We start from the raw sequence: 14,787 nt of genomic DNA, 5'->3' as shown, positions 1-14,787 counted from the left end.
TGCGGGCAATATTTCTCTTTTCAAGTTACATGACGCGACAGGCAAACCCTTTCAGATACAGCCCTTCCGGGTAGGTAGCGATCACCGGGTGATCGGCGGCCTGACGGAACTGCTCTATAAATTGTACATCACGACCCGCATCTATTGCGGCATCGGCGATGATTTTTTGGAATAAATCTGTCGTCATCAGGCCAGAGCAGGAGAACGTCAGCAGAACGCCGCCCGGGTTCAGCAGCTGGATCGCCAGCATGTTGATGTCTTTATAGCCACGGCAGGCGCCCATCAGCTGGCTTTTATTTTCTACAAACTTCGGCGGGTCCATCACGATAACGTCAAATTTCTCGCCCTGGTCGCGGTATTTACGCAGCAGTTTGAACACGTCGTCGCGCACAAACTCCGCTTTGCTCAGATCCAGCTTGTTCAGCTCAACGTTCTGTTTCGCCACATCCAGCGCTTCCTGTGAGGTGTCGACGCTCACAACCTGGGCACAACCGCCCATCAGGGCAGAGACCGCAAAGCCGCCGGTATAGGAGAAGCAGTTCAGCACGCGCTTATCGGCAACGTACTGGCGCGTTGCCAGACGGCTGTCACGCTGGTCGAGGTAATAACCGGTCTTATGGCCGGCCTGGATATCCACCAGCAGCTTCATGCCGTGCTCCTCGATAGGCAGCAGGGCAGGCGGCAGTTCGCCGGTGACCGGGCCCTGCGTCAGCTCCATGCCCTCTTTTTTACGTACCGCCACGTCGCTGCGGTCGTAAATGGCACATTCCGGGAACAGGGTTTGCAGGGCGCTAATTAGCGCGGCACGCTGGTATTCCGCCCCGGCGCTCAGCAGCTGCAACACCAGGAAATTGCCGAAGCGGTCAATGGTCACGCCCGGCAGCCCGTCGGATTCACCGGCAATCAGACGATAGCTGTCCAGCCCGTCACGCTTTGCCAGCCACTCGCGCCACTGCTGCGCCTGTTGCAGACGACGGACAAAGAAGTCGATATCGATGGCTTCTTCTTTATCGAACGTCCAGACGCGCGCGCGGATCTGAGATGCAGGCGAGTATGCGCCGCGTGCTAACCATTTCCCCTGATGGTCAACAATATCGATGGTTTCACCGAGGCTGGCTTTACCTTCCATGCGGGCAACCGCGCCGGAAAAGACCCAGGGATGGCGGCGCAGTAATGACTTCTCGCGCCCTTTGGCTAACACTAAACGTACACTCATAATTTGCTATTCTGTCGATTCCAATGAAATGGCCGCCATTTTCCCGACTTCAGCGAGGAAATGCAACGCGCCAGTCGGATAAGGAGAAGGATGATGTCAAATGTATGCACCATTGCCTGGGTCCATGGCCTTGTACAGGGCGTCGGATTCCGCTACAGCACCCAGCGCGAAGCCCTTCAGCTCGGACTGACGGGGTATGCGCGTAACATGGATGATGGCAGCGTGGAGGTTGTGGCCTGCGGTGAGGCGGATCGGGTAGAGAAGCTGGTGGCGTGGCTGAAAGCGGGCGGACCGCGCAGCGCGCGGGTTGATAAGGTGCTAACGGAACCGCATCAACCCGGCCGGGAATACGCTGACTTCAGTATTCGCTATTAAATGCATTTTACCGGCTTTGGCAGGCCGGCAATTTTTGTCGCCTGTTTAGCCGGGCCTTTCGGAAACAGGCGATACAGATAACGGCTGTTGCCTTTCTCTTCGCCAAATTTATTCGCCATGGCTTTGACCAGCATGCGGATAGCCGGAGAGGTGTTGAATTCGAGGTAGAATTCGCGCACAAAGCGCACCACTTCCCAGTGTTCCGGGGAGAGGGTAATTCCTTCGTTTTCCGCAATTTTCTCCGCCAGCGCTTCGCTCCACTGGCTGCTCTCTTTCAGATAACCATCGTTATCGGTTTCGATCTCTTTGCCTTCAAAACTCAACATATTCATTCACGCGTTAGTCAAAAACCGCCTCAGTCTACCAAAAAAACAAAGCCCCGCATAAGCGGGGCTTTGTTCACAGCACGGGGAGTTAATCGCGGCTGGCGAAGCCCAGGATACTCAGCAGGCTGACAAAAATATTGTACAGCGACACATACAGGCTCACGGTGGCGCGGATATAGTTCGTCTCACCGCCGTGAATGATGTTGCTGGTTTCATACAGGATTGCGCCGGATGAAATCAGGATAAACACCGCGCTGATTGCCAGATGCAGAGCAGGCAATTGCAGGAAGATGTTCGCCAGCATACCGACCAGCACAATCACGATACCCGCCATCAGCATACCGCCGAGGAAGGACATGTCCTTACGGGTGGTCAGCACGTAGGCCGAGCAGCAGAAGAACACCAGCGCGGTACCGCCCAGCGCCATACCAATCACGTCGCCCATTCCGGCAGACAGATAGGCGTTCAGGATTGGCCCCAGGATGTAGCCCAGGAAGCCGGTGAAGGCGAAAGCGGAGATAATACCCACCGGTTTATCCGCGGTTTTATAGGTCAGGAACATCAGGCCATACATACCCACCAGCGTCAGGATCAGGCCCGGAGAAGGCAGCATCAGTACGGTGCTGGCCGTCGCGGTGATCGCCGAAAACGCCAGCGTCAGGCTGAGCATGAAATAGGTATTGCGCAGCACCTTATGGGTGCTGAGTAGCGATGTGCGGTCGCGTGAAGAAGTAATTATACGATCCATGAGTCACTCTCTTATGACAGATGTAATTAGCGCAAAGAATAGGAAACGGCGCGGCAGACGCAAAGTGGTTTTACCCATCTTTACTCAGCCCCTTAGGGATTATGCTGGTTTTTTATTCTGGTAAAGCCTTTTTACTCAGAATGAAGTGCGGTATGCAAGGCGTATTCAGATCAAGCTCTTATAGGTCACTGAAAAATATTGCGTTATTTCCCTAAGGCCGCTAAGAGTTATTTCCGGATCGTCATAAAAACAGACAATAAGGCGAAGGAAATGAAACCACAAACACGCATGCACTTTACGCTCTCTTTGTTAACCGCAGGGGTCCTGTGCGCCAGCACGGCAACCTGGGCGGCTAACGTGCCGGCAGGAACCCAGCTGGCAGATAAGCAGGAACTGGTCAGGAACAACGGCAGTGAACCCGCCTCGCTCGACCCGCATAAAGTCGAAAGCGATGTCGAATTCAATATTATCAGCGATTTATTCGACGGGCTGGTCAGCGTCTCTCCGGCAGGTGAAATCCAGCCGCGCCTGGCGGAGAAATGGGAAAATAAAGATAACACCGTCTGGACTTTCCATCTGCGCCCGGGCATTACCTGGAGCGATGGCACCCCCATCACCGCGGAAGATATTGTCTGGAGCTGGCAGCGACTGGTCGACCCGAAAACCGTCTCTCCGTATGCCAGCTATCCCGGCAGTATGCGTATCGTCAACGGCACTGATATCGCAGAAGGCAAAAAAGCACCCGAGTCGCTGGGCGTGAAAGCCATCAATGACACCACGCTGGAAGTTACGCTCACCCAGCCAAATGCTGCTTTCCTGGCGATGCTGGCTCACCCGTCTCTGGTGCCGATAGATAAAGTCCTGGTAGGTCGTTTCGGTGATAAGTGGACCAAACCGGAGCACTTCGTCAGCAGCGGGGCCTATAAACTGTCACAGTGGGTGGTGAACGAACTCATTGTGGCGGTGCGAAACCCGAAATACTGGGATAACGCACATACCGTCATCAACAGGGTGACCTATCTGCCCATTTCCTCTGAAGCCGCTGATGTCAACCGTTACAAAGCGGGCGAAATCGACATCGCCTACACGGTGCCGATCAACCAGTTTGCTCAGCTGAAGAAAACGCTGGGGAGCGAGCTGGACGTATCGCCGCAGCTTGCCACCTATTATTACGAATTCAACACCACCCGGCCGCCGTTCAGCGACGCCCGCGTGCGTAAGGCGCTGAATCTGGCGCTGGATAAAGATATTATCGCCGGGAAAGTTTTAGGGCAGGGGCAACGCCCGGCATGGCTCATCAGCCAGCCGGATATTGGCGGCGTCAAGTTACAGAACCCTGATTACGCCAGCTGGCCGATGGATAAACGCATTGCCGAGGCGAAAAAACTGCTGGCCGAAGCCGGATTTAACGACAGCCATCCGCTCAGCTTTAATCTCCTTTATAACACCTCGGAATCGCACCAGCGTATTGCGATTGCCGCCAGCTCGATGTGGAAGAAGAACCTCGGCGTAGAGGCGAAGCTGCAAAACCAGGAGTGGAAAACCATGCTTGATACCATGCACACCCATAACTTTGACGCGGTGCGCTACGCCTGGATTGCTGATTACGATGACGCCGCAACCTTCCTGAATAACTTCCGTACCGGCGACAGCCAAAACACCACTCAGTACAGCAATCCGGAATACGATCTGGCTCTGGTGAATGCGGCGAAGGCGAAAACGGCGGAGGAGCGCGGTAAGTTCTACCAGCAGGCAGAAGATCTGCTGGGGCGCGATGTGCCGGCGATCCCTGTCTATCACTACGTGCGCACGCACCTGGTGAAACCGTGGGTAGGGGGCTTCACGCCGGATAAGCTTGGCTACTACTACACCAAAGATATGTACATCAAAAAGCACTAACGATCCGCGGTGGATATTATGCTGGTAAAACGGCCAATCTGTTGTCTATTCAACCGATTAAACGCATTTTGGCTATTTTTAAAGCGAACGAATGCGCGCACCCTTTACAGCGCGCGGTGAGGTGTTTATAGTTCGCCTCACTTAGGAAGCGTGGCCGAGCGGTTGAAGGCACCGGTCTTGAAAACCGGCGACCCGAAAGGGTTCTAGAGTTCGAATCTCTACGCTTCCGCCAAATTCGAAACCCCTGCGATAGCAATATCGCAGGGGTTTTTGCTTTTGTTCTGGCTCTCCGCCATGTCACCCATGTTATAGCTTATCGTGATCCCGGCGTCGGCCTTACAGACCTGAGCTTTTACGCACCAGGTATCCGCGATGTTCGAGGGCGTCAGCACCGCTTCGGGCGCACCCGTGGCTGCGATCTGCCCGGCCTTCAGGAGGATCAGACGCTGGCAATAATTGGCCGCAAGATTGAGATCGTGCAGTGCAACCACCACCGTAAGCGGCAGCTGTGAAACGAGCCGCATCAGCTCCAGCTGGTGCTGAATGTCCAGGTGGTTTGTCGGTTCATCGAGCAACAGCACCTGCGGCTGCTGGGCCAGCGCGCGGGCTATCTGACTTCGCTGTCGTTCTCCGCCTGACAAAGAGTGCCATCGCCGCTGGCGTAAGCTGCATAACTGCATCAGGCCAATCGCCTGTTCAACCGCAGCCTCATCGTCGCGCGTGGTTCTCTGGAATGTTTTCCGGTAGGGCGTACGCCCCAGCCTGACCATATCCTCAACGGTCAGTTCCCCGTCGACCTCAGCATGTTGCGGGACAAACGCCATGTGCTGCGCCCGTATTTTCAGCGGCATCAAGCCAAGCGTTGTGCCATTAAGCGCAACACGTTCGCTGTGTCGTGGAAACAGCCCGGCGAGGCAGCGCAGCAGCGTCGACTTGCCTGAGCCGTTTGGCCCTAACAGGCCGACAATCTGCCCGGATGGCAGGTCGAGATCGATATCCTTAAGCACCGTCTGCGCCTGTCGGGTTACGGTTAACCCGGCCACTGTAATATTCATGGATGCTCCTTTCGGTTTTGATAAAGCAACGCCACAAAGACGGGGGCGCCCACCAGCGCAGTCACCACCCCGATGGGCAGAACCTGGTGCACGATCAGCGTGCGTGAGACGATATCGGCAAGGATCATAAAGTGGGCGCCGATGAGAAACGTCTGCGGGATCGAGCGGCGATGGCCCGGCCCGCATAGCATGCGCGTCACATGGGGAATGACCAGCCCGACAAACCCCACTGCGCCTGTAGCGCTCACCAACGTGGCGGTGACAACGGCACAGGTCAGCAATAAGACAATACGCACGGCGGTAACCGGGATCCCCAGCGTGGTGGAGACCTCATCCCCGAAGGTGAAGGTGTCCAGCGCCCGGGAAAAGAGCAATACCACCAGTAAACCCGCAAGCGTAACGGCCAGCGCCAGCAGCGCGTCAGGCCAGCGCACGCCGCTCAGACTCCCCATCAGCCAGAACATGACGCTACGGGACTGCTCGGCATTGGCGGACGTGCTGACGACGTACGCGGTCATGGCGTTGAAGAGCTGGGTGCCCGCAATACCGGCCAGCAAAATGCGCGACGGGCTTTCACTCATGCCGTTTGTAATCACCATGATGAGCGCAAAGGCGGCGCAGGAGCCGACAAACGCACCGCTGCTCACGCCAATCACGCTTCCCCCCATGCCGAGAAGCATCACGCAGACGGCCCCCAGCGAGGCGCCCGCGGAAATCCCCAGCAGATAAGGCTCAGCCAGAGGGTTACGCAGGATCGACTGTAACACCAGCCCGCACAGCGCCAGGCCACCGCCGCTGCACGCGGCCATCACTGCCCGGCTCATGCGATATTGCCAGACGATACCCTCCTCCGTTTGTGGCAACGCATAAGAGGTCAAACCCAGTCCGTTGAGGATCGCTTTCCCGGTACTGGCATACGACACCGGCATATCACCGATACTGGCGGCAAAAACCAGCATTAGCGGCAGCGCCATGACGCCTGCTGCCAGTAAACCTTGCTGGCGGCGGTCAAAAGCGAAATGACTCATTGTTCATCCCGGAAAGAAGCCAGCCGCTCGCTGATAAGCTCAACCGCATCGACGTTACGTAATGAAGGGTTTAACGACATCGCCGGCACCACAATAATGTGGTTGTTCCTGACCGCAGGCATGTTCTTCGTCACCGGGTCATTACGCAAGAATGCTTTTTTTACCTCAACGTCATCGGCAGGGTAGAGCCTGCGGGACATCCCGGCGATAACAATCACGTCCGGCTGCGACTGGGCAATATGTTCCCAGGTTACAGCCGGCCATTCGTCATGAGAGTCAATAATGTTCTTCAACCCCAGCGTGCGGCTGATCCAGCCAGGCGCGCCGTAATTCCCCGCCACCCAGGGATCGCCATTCAGACGGCTACTTGAGAACCAGAATACGACGCGAAGCGGTTTCGCTGATACGCGCGCCTGGGCCTTTTTGATACGTTCCGTCAGCGTATGATTAAGCTGCTCACCTCGCGCGGAAACATCAAATATCGTCGCCAGATCTGTCACTTCCCGTGTGATTTCGGCCAGCGAAAACGGCGCGCTGCGTGCTCCGTCTGCGTTTGACGTTTCCGTCACCGCTTTATCCGTGCAGTCGGCAGGAGAGATCCACGTATTAATCCCCAGCGAGGCAAACTGCTCACGGGTTCCCACTTCTCCCTGCGGACCAATGTGCCAGTGATACTGCGCGAGAACGAGCTCAGGTTTCTGTCCCACCACGGCTTCAAAGGAGGGGGAATTATCTGCAAGCCCGGGGATATTTTTCCCGGCATCTGCCAGCGGATCCGGGAGCTTGCCGAACCAGACCGACGTTGCGGCGATCTTTTTCTCCAGCCCCAGTGCGAGCAGTAATTCTGTTTCATGCTGTCCCACGGTCACGACGCGCTGAGGAGCCTGCGCAAAGGTCTGCTTTACGCCGCAATTTTCAATCGTGAGGGGCCAGGAGGTTGCTGAGAAAGCGGTAGGCGCCGTGGAGAGCAATAAAGCCAGAAATAACCCTTTTTTAAGTAACATAGAACATAATCCCAAATTGTTATGTTATAACATAATACATATATTGTGATTGAGAGCAACACGCTCACCGTCACTTGTTGCAGAAACGAAAGGCTGGACTATTCTCAACATACCCACCTGGCATTCGCGGGTTGCCTGAAAAACAACAAGATTTCTGATTTGGGGTAGTGAGGATGAAAAAGATCCTGCTCGCGTTTGCGTTCTGTTTTGCCTCCCTGAGCGCCTTCTCATCGTATGCCGCTGAGCCCCGCCAGGCGCCTTCTGAGCAGGAGCGCGCCCGGACGGTCTATATCTTTCATCAGCCGATCGTCATGCTTCAGGCGAAATTTGGCCTGACCACGCCGGAGGAGCGCGTTTTACGCATCCGCAACACCCTGCGCAATTTTACCGAGGCGGACGTGCGTGAGCCGCTCACTATCGTCCCCGTGACCCGCTATAACCAGCAGGGGCGGCTGATCGTGATGAACGGTAAGCCCGTGATGCTGCTGACGGAAGGGGATTTGGACGAAGGGGACGATCTCACCCTCGATCAGGCCGCGCAGCGCGTGCTGGCGCGCATGGAAGCGCAGAGAATGGCGCTGCGCGATCAATACGATACCGGTTGGCTGGCGCTGTCGACGGTAAAAGCTGCCGCTGGCCTGCTGGCGCTTTTGCTGCTCTGCTATGGCGCCTGGCGATCCTGGCGCTGGTTTCGACGCGTCTACCGTCTGCGTATTGTGGAGAATCGCAGCCGGGTGCCGCAAAGCTGGCGGCGGTACATTGGCGCCATTGAGATTCGGCTTTACGCCTTGCTGATGTTCCTGCTGGGTTTGATTGGCTTTTACGTCTGGCTGAGCTGGGCATTCAGTCTGTTTCCGTGGACGCGGGTGTGGGGCACGTCGCTGGGAGACTGGTCGCTTCGCGTGGTGCAGCAAATTGCCCTGGCGATTGTCTCGGCTTTGCCGGGGCTGACGATTGTTCTGATCATTTTCCTCATTACCGCTTTTATTCTGAAGCTTCTGAGGATGGTGCTGAATCAGGTGGAGGCTGGTCGTCTGCAACTTCCCGGCGTACATCCGGAAACCGTGGGGGCAACCCGTAAGCTCATTTCCGTCGCCGTCTGGCTATTTGCTCTCTCCGCTGCCTGGCCGTTTCTCCCCGGCGCAAACTCACTGGCGTTTAAAGGTATTAGCGTCTTCTTCGGCCTGATGTTAACGCTGGGTTCGGCAGGGGTGATGAACCATGCCATGAGCGGTCTGGTCCTGATTTACTCCCGCGCACTGCGTAAAGGCGATGTCATTCGGGTGGCGGATAACGAAGGTAAGGTCAGTGAAATAGGCATGCTGGCGACCAAAATTATTACCCGGGAAAATTATGTCGTTACCGTGCCCAATGCGGTGGTGGTGAGCGGTAAGATCACCAACCTTAGCGCGCTACAGCCTGATGGCAGCCTCAATCTGACGGTCAGCGTCACTATCGGTTATGATACCCCATGGCGTCAGGTGCATGCCATGCTGGAGCTGGCCGCGAAACGGGCAAAAGGGATTGATCTTTCCGAGCCGCCGCTGGTGCGCCAGTTAGGGTTAATGGACTGGTATATCGCCTACGAGTTGCAGGTTCGTCTGCTGCCCGACCAGTCCCTCGCGGTTGCCCGCAATGAACTGCATAGCCAGATACAGGATGTGTTTAACGAATTTAACGTGCAGATCATGTCTCCGAATTTTGTTATGCAGCCAGAGGGCAGCGTAATGGTTGCCAAAGAGAACTGGTATACCGCGCCCGCCAAACCCCCTCAGGGCGAAACCTGAGGCCCCGGTTTTCTCGAGGTAAGGCAAAAGATCACAGTTTCTGATCGACAATCGCCGATTTTATACGGGTCATCGCCAGAATGTTTTTTGAACGCATATTCAATTTCTCGAGGATCCTCACGCGGTAGGTGCTGGTCGTTTTTTGTGACAGTTGCAGCTTTTTCGCGATTTCATGATTTTCCATATGGAAAAGCTTTAGCACGTCATATTCGCGTCGGGTAAAGGAGTGTGTCCTGAGCGCCCGATAAAAGCGCATCAGCTGCTGAAAAGGGTGAGCAGTAAAATGCATCGACGAATAGATAATATTATCAATTCTCACCGCGCTGTTGGCTTCTATCTCATGCATCAGGACAATGTAATCACGCTTGACTTTTTTGACCTGCTGAATGGTTTTATTGCGTAACTTATCCTGTTCAATCGCAATGATAAAATCCAGCTCAGGATCGACCTCATAAAGATGGTGAATATCCTCCTCATCGCGAATCAAATGGGTAGATGTCAGTGAGCTTGAGACACCGTGGCAAAGATAATAGTTATCGCTGATAAAAATAAAATTCATAATTAATGGGCAGGGTATTAGATAAAATTCATTAAAAATCTAAGCGGCTTAATCTGTAGTATTTTCTGCCAGACAGCGGCGAGGTCGACGACCCCTGCCATCGACAGCAGAACCAGAATAATCAGCAGCGTAGATAGCGTTATCGCAAACATAAAACGCGTAATTTTTTTCTGCATTTTTTGCTGATGCGTTACCCGCTGGTCCTCTTTTTCATACTCGACCATGGTGGTAATAGCCTGGCCCTGCACGTAGTACACCTTACCCTCTTCGCTGAGATCGCCCGTGATCACGAGCGACTCAAGTAAGAGCGCGATTTTTCTGCTAAACGACTCATTTTTGATATGTTTATACCAAAGTGTGCCGTAAAGCATGGCGATCACTTCCCGCTGGGTGAAACCAGACGAAACGCGCGAAGGGCGCTGGTTGACGTAGTCGGTCACCAGCAGCCTGAGCAAGTTGTAACGGTCCCGGCTGATGGTTTCTGAATCAGATTTCAGGCCAGAAATACAGCGCCCTTTCAGACGAGCAAGGGCCGTTTTTAAGGTGATGATTTTCGTATAATGGTCAAAGGCAAACGGGATAATGCCTTTGTAAGCCTGAAACCCATTGCGCTTATAGTGAATGATTTCAGCCTGCATTTCGCTGATATCTTCCACGCTCATACTGACATCTTCGCTTTTATGCATCGGGCAGAGCACAACGTTGCTGCTTTCGTGCTTCTTCAGAATATAACGCGTATTGTCGGCATCTTTTAAGTACACCAGAAAATAGTCATGCGGGTTGTTTTTTTGCGCACCGTTCTGGATCAGCCACGGCAGAAATTTACGCCAGAGAATAAGTCTGTAGTTATCGGTATCGAATAATTTCATGGAAAATCTCTTATCGCAGTGACCTGCGTGAATAGGGTCTTACAAGGGCATATTGAGGTGGCAATGTTGCACGGATAAGCTGCGGTGTATGAAAAAGAGTCTAGATCACAAACTTTCATTCTAATAAGTTTATGTGATGTAAAAATAAATGTTTACATTTTAGCCAGCCGATGACGAAGAAGTGATCGGAGCGGAAGGGAATGACGCAAGAAGCTCAACGTAATGCAATTTCCTGCTTTACATCATGCTCAGAGATGTTTATAGTGCGCCTCACTTTGGAAGCGTGGCCGAGCGGTTGAAGGCACCGGTCTTGAAAACCGGCGACCCGAAAGGGTTCTAGAGTTCGAATCTCTACGCTTCCGCCAAATTCGAAAACCCTGCGATAGCAATATCGCAGGGTTTTTTCGTTATTCCAGCCCCAGCGTATACTGTGCGATTTTGAAGTAGATAATGAGCCCGGTACCGTCGATCAGCGTGGCGATAAACGGCGCGGAAACGACCGCCGGGTCGATTTTGCAACGTTTCAATACCATCGGGATCACCGATGAGACAATGGCGCTCCACAGCGTAATGCAGACCAGCGTCAGGCTGACGATAAGCGTGATTTCCATCCCAATGCCCATCATCCAGGCACGAACGCAGCCCGCCAGGCCCAGCGTGGCGGCAATCATTAACGAGGTGCTCATCTCTTTGCGCAGCACGCGACCCACGTCGCGAAGGTGGACTTCACCCAGCGCCATGGCGCGCACCAGCGTCGAGGTAATCTGCGTCCCGCTGTTTCCGCCGGTGCCAATCAGCAGCGGAATAAAGAACGCCAGCGCAATGGCGGATTCCAGCGCCTCTTCAAAATGCTGGATCACCGAGCTGGTATACGCTTCCGCGACAAACAGCAGCAGCAGCCAGACGGAGCGTTTCTTCCACAGGCTAAAGGCGCTGGTTTCCAGATAGGGCTTCTCCAGCGGCAGCGTTGCCCCCTGAAGCTGGGCATCTTCAGTAACGTCATCTTCCAGCAGATGGGCGATTTCACGCTCGGTAAGGCAGCCCACCAGCTTGCCGTGGGTCACCACCGGTACGACATCCGCACCTGCGTGCGCCAGCAACCCGGCGACATCCGCCCGCTCATCTTCCGGTTTAAGCTGGATAAAATCCGATATCATCAGACCTTTAACGGGCTGTACGGTATCCGTGGCCTGCAATAATTTACGTACGGCAATCAAACCCGCGAGGCGACCGTTGTCTTCGATAAAAATATGTGACGGAATATCATCATCTTTTAATTTTTCAAAGAACTGCTCGCGTGCCAGAGCCACGCATAATGAAATATCAATAACGATAAAATCGGTATTCATATATTGCGCGATGGCGCTGTCGTTAAAAGCCAGATTATGGTTGTGAATAGCGTAAGACATTGTAACTTCCCTTTGAATAATAAAATCTCTCAGGGGCGAGCAAGACAGGGCATGTCGGAAAGGAGATCCCCACGTCCTGGGTTCAGCACTGTACACCGTATCCCGTAAGGGAAGTTATACTGGCAAAGCCTTGATTCGACAGTGCCTGTTTTACCCTGTGCCGGTTCTCTCGAACCCACCAGAGCGATAACGTGTATTTGTACAGGAGCCTCGCCATAACGAGATCGTTGTAAAACGTGAGGGATAATACGCTTATTTAAAATGGCTGCTGAGGAATTTTAATAATGTTTAAGTATGGTTTAAATGAATATTATTGAATGAATGTTGACGTTTTATTTAACTATTTTCACTTCTAATGGGGAATTCTGATGTTACCGGGGAGAGTAAAATGGCATGGCTGGACACGCTGCTGGATCATTTTGCGCATTATCCAACGCATCTCTTCGCGTTGCTCGTTGTTATGGCACTGAGTAAATCAACGGTACTGATCTCTTCCGTGCTCCCGCCCGCATCGGTCATGCTGCTGGCGGGGATTGCCGTCAGCCAGTCGAGTATGCATCCGGCGCTGACGTGGCTGGCGGTGGTGATGGGCGCTACGGCAGGATCGGTGCTGAATTACCATATCGGCCAGCTGATGGGGCATACCCGGCGAGTGTCACGCTTCACGGCAAAACATGCCGGGAAGTTTTTGCGGGTACAGCACCAGCTGCATAAAAATGGCCTGCTGGTGTTGTTCACCTCGCGTTTCCTGGCGGTACTGCGCTATATCGTGCCGCTGGCGGCGGGCATGCTCAGGCTGAGCGCGATAAAGGTTTACGCCATCAGCCTGCTTTCAGCCTGCGCATGGGCGGCGCTGTATGTCGGCATCGTCACCAGCATCAGCCTCTGAATCAGCGAGTCACGTATTCATCAGTTTGAGAAATGCTTCCCGAAAAACCTGTCACGAATCTGTCACACTCAATGCGACATTAAAAAAACGTGTGAGGAATTAGGGATGAGAAAAGCACTACTTGCAGTTGCCGTGGCAGGTACCCTTGCCGTGACCTTTGGCGCACAGGCGCAGGACACACCGGACGGTTATCAGCTGGAACAGGTACTCATCATGAGCCGCCACAACCTGCGTGCACCGCTCGCCAATAACGGCAGCGTGCTGGAGCAGTCCACGCCGAAGCAGTGGCCGGAGTGGGACGTCCCGGGTGGACAGCTCACCACCAAAGGGGGCGTACTGGAAGTGTATATGGGTCACTATATACGCGAGTGGCTGGCAGAGCAGGGGATGGTGAAGACGGGTGAATGCCCGCCAGCGGGTACCGTCTATGCCTACGCCAACAGCCTCCAGCGCACCGTGGCGACCGCGCAGTTCTTTATCACCGGCGCGTTCCCGGGGTGCGATGTGCCTGTGCATCATCAGGAAAAAATGGGCACCATGGACCCCACCTTCAATCCGGTCATTACCGATAATTCCCCTGAGTTTCGTGAGAAAGCGCTGAAAGCGATGGAGACAGAACGGCAGAAAATGCAGTTGGATGAAAGCTACAAACTGCTGGAGCAGCTGACAAACTATAGCGACTCGCCGTCCTGCAAGGAGAAAAAAGTCTGTTCCCTGACGGAGGCGAAAGATACGTTCAGCGCCGATTATGAAAAAGAGCCGGGCGTCTCCGGGCCGCTGAAAGTGGGTAACTCGCTGGTGGATGCGTTCACCCTACAGTATTACGAAGGATTCCCGGCAGACCAGGTGGCATGGGGGGAAATCAAAACCGATCAGCAGTGGCGCGTGCTGTCGAAGCTGAAAAACGGCTACCAGGACTCGCTGTTTACCTCGACGGACGTGGCGCAGAACGTGGCTAAACCGTTGGTGAAGTACATTGATAAAGCGCTGGTGACCGAACAGGCCAAAGCGCCAAAAATTACCCTGCTGGTGGGGCACGACTCCAACATTGCCTCGCTGCTGACCGCGCTGGATTTCAGGCCGTATCAGCTGCACGACCAGCAGGAACGAACCCCGATTGGCGGTAAAATTGTCTTCCAGCGCTGGCATGACAAAAACACTAACCAGGAGCTGATGAAAATTGAGTATGTCTACCAGAGTTCAGAGCAGTTGCGTAATGCCAGCGTGCTGTCGCTGCAATCTCCTGCGCAGCGCGTGACGCTGGAGCTGAAGGGCTGTCCGGTAGATGGCAACGGCTTCTGTCCGATCGATAAATTCAATGCGGTGATGAACAACGCGGCGAAATAGAAGAAACCCCCCCGCGCGGGCGGGGGGAACATTCAGACGTTTTTACGTTCGATGGTTTGCTCGCCCCAGAACAGCGAGTCTTTGTCGGTTTTTTCGAAGGCGCGAACCAGCACTTCATCGTTGCCTTCTTCCCAAATCTGCTCAGCCAGCTTTTCGTCATACCTGGCGACTTCAAAGATGGCTTCTGCAATCTCCGGAGAGGTATTGCGTAAACTTGCCCATTCGCCCACGTGGTGAGCTTTGGATTCTTGAGTTGGCATACTTGTCCTCCTGTTG

At 54.1% G+C, this 14,787-nt stretch carries 15 protein-coding genes, 2 tRNA genes and 1 riboswitch; of the genes, 7 read left to right on the top strand and 10 right to left on the bottom strand.

The features are described 5' to 3' along the window. Positions 1-25: 25 nt before the first annotated feature. Positions 26-1,216, bottom strand: coding sequence for a 23S rRNA (cytosine(1962)-C(5))-methyltransferase RlmI (rlmI, locus tag L350_RS14090; protein ID WP_032624514.1), 1,191 nt, complete (start codon positions 1,214-1,216; stop codon positions 26-28). Positions 1,217-1,309: 93 nt separating this feature from the next. On the opposite strand from rlmI, the gene yccX reads away from it, so the two are divergent. Next, positions 1,310-1,591 carry an acylphosphatase gene (gene yccX, locus L350_RS14095; protein ID WP_003858131.1) on the top strand — a complete coding sequence of 94 codons (282 nt, stop codon included), beginning with the start codon at positions 1,310-1,312 and terminating at the stop codon, positions 1,589-1,591. On the opposite strand, the gene tusE is transcribed toward yccX, so the two are convergent. Together tusE and yccA are read right to left on the bottom strand one after the other, a co-directional pair. Further along, entirely contained in the window at positions 1,588-1,917 is a 330-nt protein-coding gene (gene tusE, locus L350_RS14100) for a sulfurtransferase TusE (protein WP_003858129.1), read from the bottom strand. The two genes, yccX and tusE, sit on opposite strands and share 4 nt — an antisense overlap. 88 nt (positions 1,918-2,005) lie before the next feature. Beyond that, positions 2,006-2,665 carry an FtsH protease modulator YccA gene (gene yccA, locus L350_RS14105; protein WP_032624513.1) on the bottom strand — a complete coding sequence of 220 codons (660 nt, stop codon included), beginning with the start codon at positions 2,663-2,665 and terminating at the stop codon, positions 2,006-2,008. 270 nt (positions 2,666-2,935) lie between these two features. On the opposite strand from yccA, the gene L350_RS14110 reads away from it, so the two are divergent. Both L350_RS14110 and L350_RS14115 read left to right on the top strand, forming a co-directional pair. After that, positions 2,936-4,564, top strand: a complete 1,629-nt coding sequence (locus L350_RS14110; RefSeq protein ID WP_032624512.1) for an ABC transporter substrate-binding protein — start codon at positions 2,936-2,938, stop codon at positions 4,562-4,564. Between the two features lie 144 nt (positions 4,565-4,708). Next, a tRNA-Ser gene (locus L350_RS14115) sits at positions 4,709-4,796 on the top strand. Here L350_RS14115 and L350_RS14120 read toward each other — a convergent pair. From L350_RS14120 to L350_RS14130, 3 genes are read right to left on the bottom strand one after another with little or no spacing between them, the layout of a single operon-like run. Further along, positions 4,783-5,619, bottom strand: coding sequence for an ABC transporter ATP-binding protein (locus tag L350_RS14120; protein WP_233154553.1), 837 nt, complete (start codon positions 5,617-5,619; stop codon positions 4,783-4,785). The genes L350_RS14115 and L350_RS14120 overlap by 14 nt on opposite strands. Continuing rightward, positions 5,616-6,647 (bottom strand): FecCD family ABC transporter permease, encoded by a 1,032-nt coding sequence (locus tag L350_RS14125; RefSeq protein ID WP_032624511.1) that lies wholly within the window; start codon positions 6,645-6,647, stop codon positions 5,616-5,618. The genes L350_RS14120 and L350_RS14125 overlap by 4 nt, the downstream gene beginning before the upstream one ends. Next, a complete protein-coding gene (locus tag L350_RS14130) occupies positions 6,644-7,651 on the bottom strand; it encodes an ABC transporter substrate-binding protein (RefSeq protein WP_032624510.1) in 1,008 nt (335 codons plus the stop codon). Before L350_RS14130 ends, L350_RS14125 begins: the two co-directional genes overlap by 4 nt. A gap of 173 nt (positions 7,652-7,824) precedes the next feature. On the opposite strand from L350_RS14130, the gene L350_RS14135 reads away from it, so the two are divergent. After that, on the top strand, positions 7,825-9,438 hold the full coding sequence (locus L350_RS14135; protein WP_023299754.1) for a mechanosensitive ion channel family protein: 1,614 nt from the start codon (positions 7,825-7,827) through the stop codon (positions 9,436-9,438). A 31-nt stretch (positions 9,439-9,469) separates the two neighbouring features. Here the strand turns inward: L350_RS14135 and L350_RS14140 are convergent, their stop codons facing one another. Further along, positions 9,470-9,997: a helix-turn-helix domain-containing protein gene (locus tag L350_RS14140; RefSeq protein WP_023305829.1), complete on the bottom strand. Its 528-nt coding sequence runs from the start codon at positions 9,995-9,997 to the stop codon at positions 9,470-9,472. A 17-nt stretch (positions 9,998-10,014) separates the two neighbouring features. Further along, on the bottom strand, positions 10,015-10,866 hold the full coding sequence (locus L350_RS14145; protein WP_023299756.1) for a hypothetical protein: 852 nt from the start codon (positions 10,864-10,866) through the stop codon (positions 10,015-10,017). Between the two features lie 277 nt (positions 10,867-11,143). On the opposite strand from L350_RS14145, the gene L350_RS14150 reads away from it, so the two are divergent. Then, positions 11,144-11,231 (top strand) — tRNA-Ser (locus L350_RS14150). 42 nt (positions 11,232-11,273) lie between these two features. Here L350_RS14150 and L350_RS14155 read toward each other — a convergent pair. Further along, entirely contained in the window at positions 11,274-12,275 is a 1,002-nt protein-coding gene (locus L350_RS14155; protein WP_023299757.1) for a magnesium transporter, read from the bottom strand. Positions 12,276-12,335: 60 nt separating this feature from the next. Next, positions 12,336-12,505: riboswitch (M-box (ykoK) riboswitch) on the bottom strand. A 158-nt stretch (positions 12,506-12,663) separates the two neighbouring features. Here L350_RS14155 and L350_RS14160 point away from each other — a divergent pair. After that, a complete protein-coding gene (locus L350_RS14160; RefSeq protein WP_023299758.1) occupies positions 12,664-13,164 on the top strand; it encodes a DedA family protein in 501 nt (166 codons plus the stop codon). A 105-nt stretch (positions 13,165-13,269) separates the two neighbouring features. Then, positions 13,270-14,511 (top strand): bifunctional glucose-1-phosphatase/inositol phosphatase, encoded by a 1,242-nt coding sequence (agp, locus tag L350_RS14165; protein WP_032624509.1) that lies wholly within the window; start codon positions 13,270-13,272, stop codon positions 14,509-14,511. A 32-nt stretch (positions 14,512-14,543) separates the two neighbouring features. On the opposite strand, the gene L350_RS14170 is transcribed toward agp, so the two are convergent. Beyond that, a complete protein-coding gene (locus L350_RS14170; protein ID WP_022647674.1) occupies positions 14,544-14,771 on the bottom strand; it encodes a YccJ family protein in 228 nt (75 codons plus the stop codon). Positions 14,772-14,787 lie beyond the last annotated feature (16 nt).

It is taken from the genome of Enterobacter sp. MGH 4, assembly GCF_000534735.1.
Lineage (GTDB): Bacteria > Pseudomonadota > Gammaproteobacteria > Enterobacterales > Enterobacteriaceae > Enterobacter > Enterobacter intestinihominis.
This window is presented reverse-complemented; position numbering and strand designations above follow the sequence as displayed.

Bases quoted from the DNA above. Each gene is read 5' to 3' on its own strand.
- L350_RS14145 (WP_023299756.1), bottom strand. From the start codon at position 10,866: ATGAAATTATTCGATACCGATAACTACAGACTTATTCTCTGGCGTAAA.
- L350_RS14120 (WP_233154553.1), bottom strand. From the start codon at position 5,619: ATGAATATTACAGTGGCCGGGTTAACCGTAACCCGACAGGCGCAGACG.
- L350_RS14110 (WP_032624512.1), top strand. From the start codon at position 2,936: ATGAAACCACAAACACGCATGCACTTTACGCTCTCTTTGTTAACCGCA.
- L350_RS14135 (WP_023299754.1), top strand. From the start codon at position 7,825: ATGAAAAAGATCCTGCTCGCGTTTGCGTTCTGTTTTGCCTCCCTGAGC.
- L350_RS14170 (WP_022647674.1), bottom strand. From the start codon at position 14,771: ATGCCAACTCAAGAATCCAAAGCTCACCACGTGGGCGAATGGGCAAGT.
- L350_RS14125 (WP_032624511.1), bottom strand. From the start codon at position 6,647: ATGAGTCATTTCGCTTTTGACCGCCGCCAGCAAGGTTTACTGGCAGCA.
- tusE (WP_003858129.1), bottom strand. From the start codon at position 1,917: ATGTTGAGTTTTGAAGGCAAAGAGATCGAAACCGATAACGATGGTTAT.
- L350_RS14140 (WP_023305829.1), bottom strand. From the start codon at position 9,997: ATGAATTTTATTTTTATCAGCGATAACTATTATCTTTGCCACGGTGTC.
- L350_RS14160 (WP_023299758.1), top strand. From the start codon at position 12,664: ATGGCATGGCTGGACACGCTGCTGGATCATTTTGCGCATTATCCAACG.
- agp (WP_032624509.1), top strand. From the start codon at position 13,270: ATGAGAAAAGCACTACTTGCAGTTGCCGTGGCAGGTACCCTTGCCGTG.
- L350_RS14155 (WP_023299757.1), bottom strand. From the start codon at position 12,275: ATGTCTTACGCTATTCACAACCATAATCTGGCTTTTAACGACAGCGCC.
- rlmI (WP_032624514.1), bottom strand. From the start codon at position 1,216: ATGAGTGTACGTTTAGTGTTAGCCAAAGGGCGCGAGAAGTCATTACTG.
- yccA (WP_032624513.1), bottom strand. From the start codon at position 2,665: ATGGATCGTATAATTACTTCTTCACGCGACCGCACATCGCTACTCAGC.
- yccX (WP_003858131.1), top strand. From the start codon at position 1,310: ATGTCAAATGTATGCACCATTGCCTGGGTCCATGGCCTTGTACAGGGC.
- L350_RS14130 (WP_032624510.1), bottom strand. From the start codon at position 7,651: ATGTTACTTAAAAAAGGGTTATTTCTGGCTTTATTGCTCTCCACGGCG.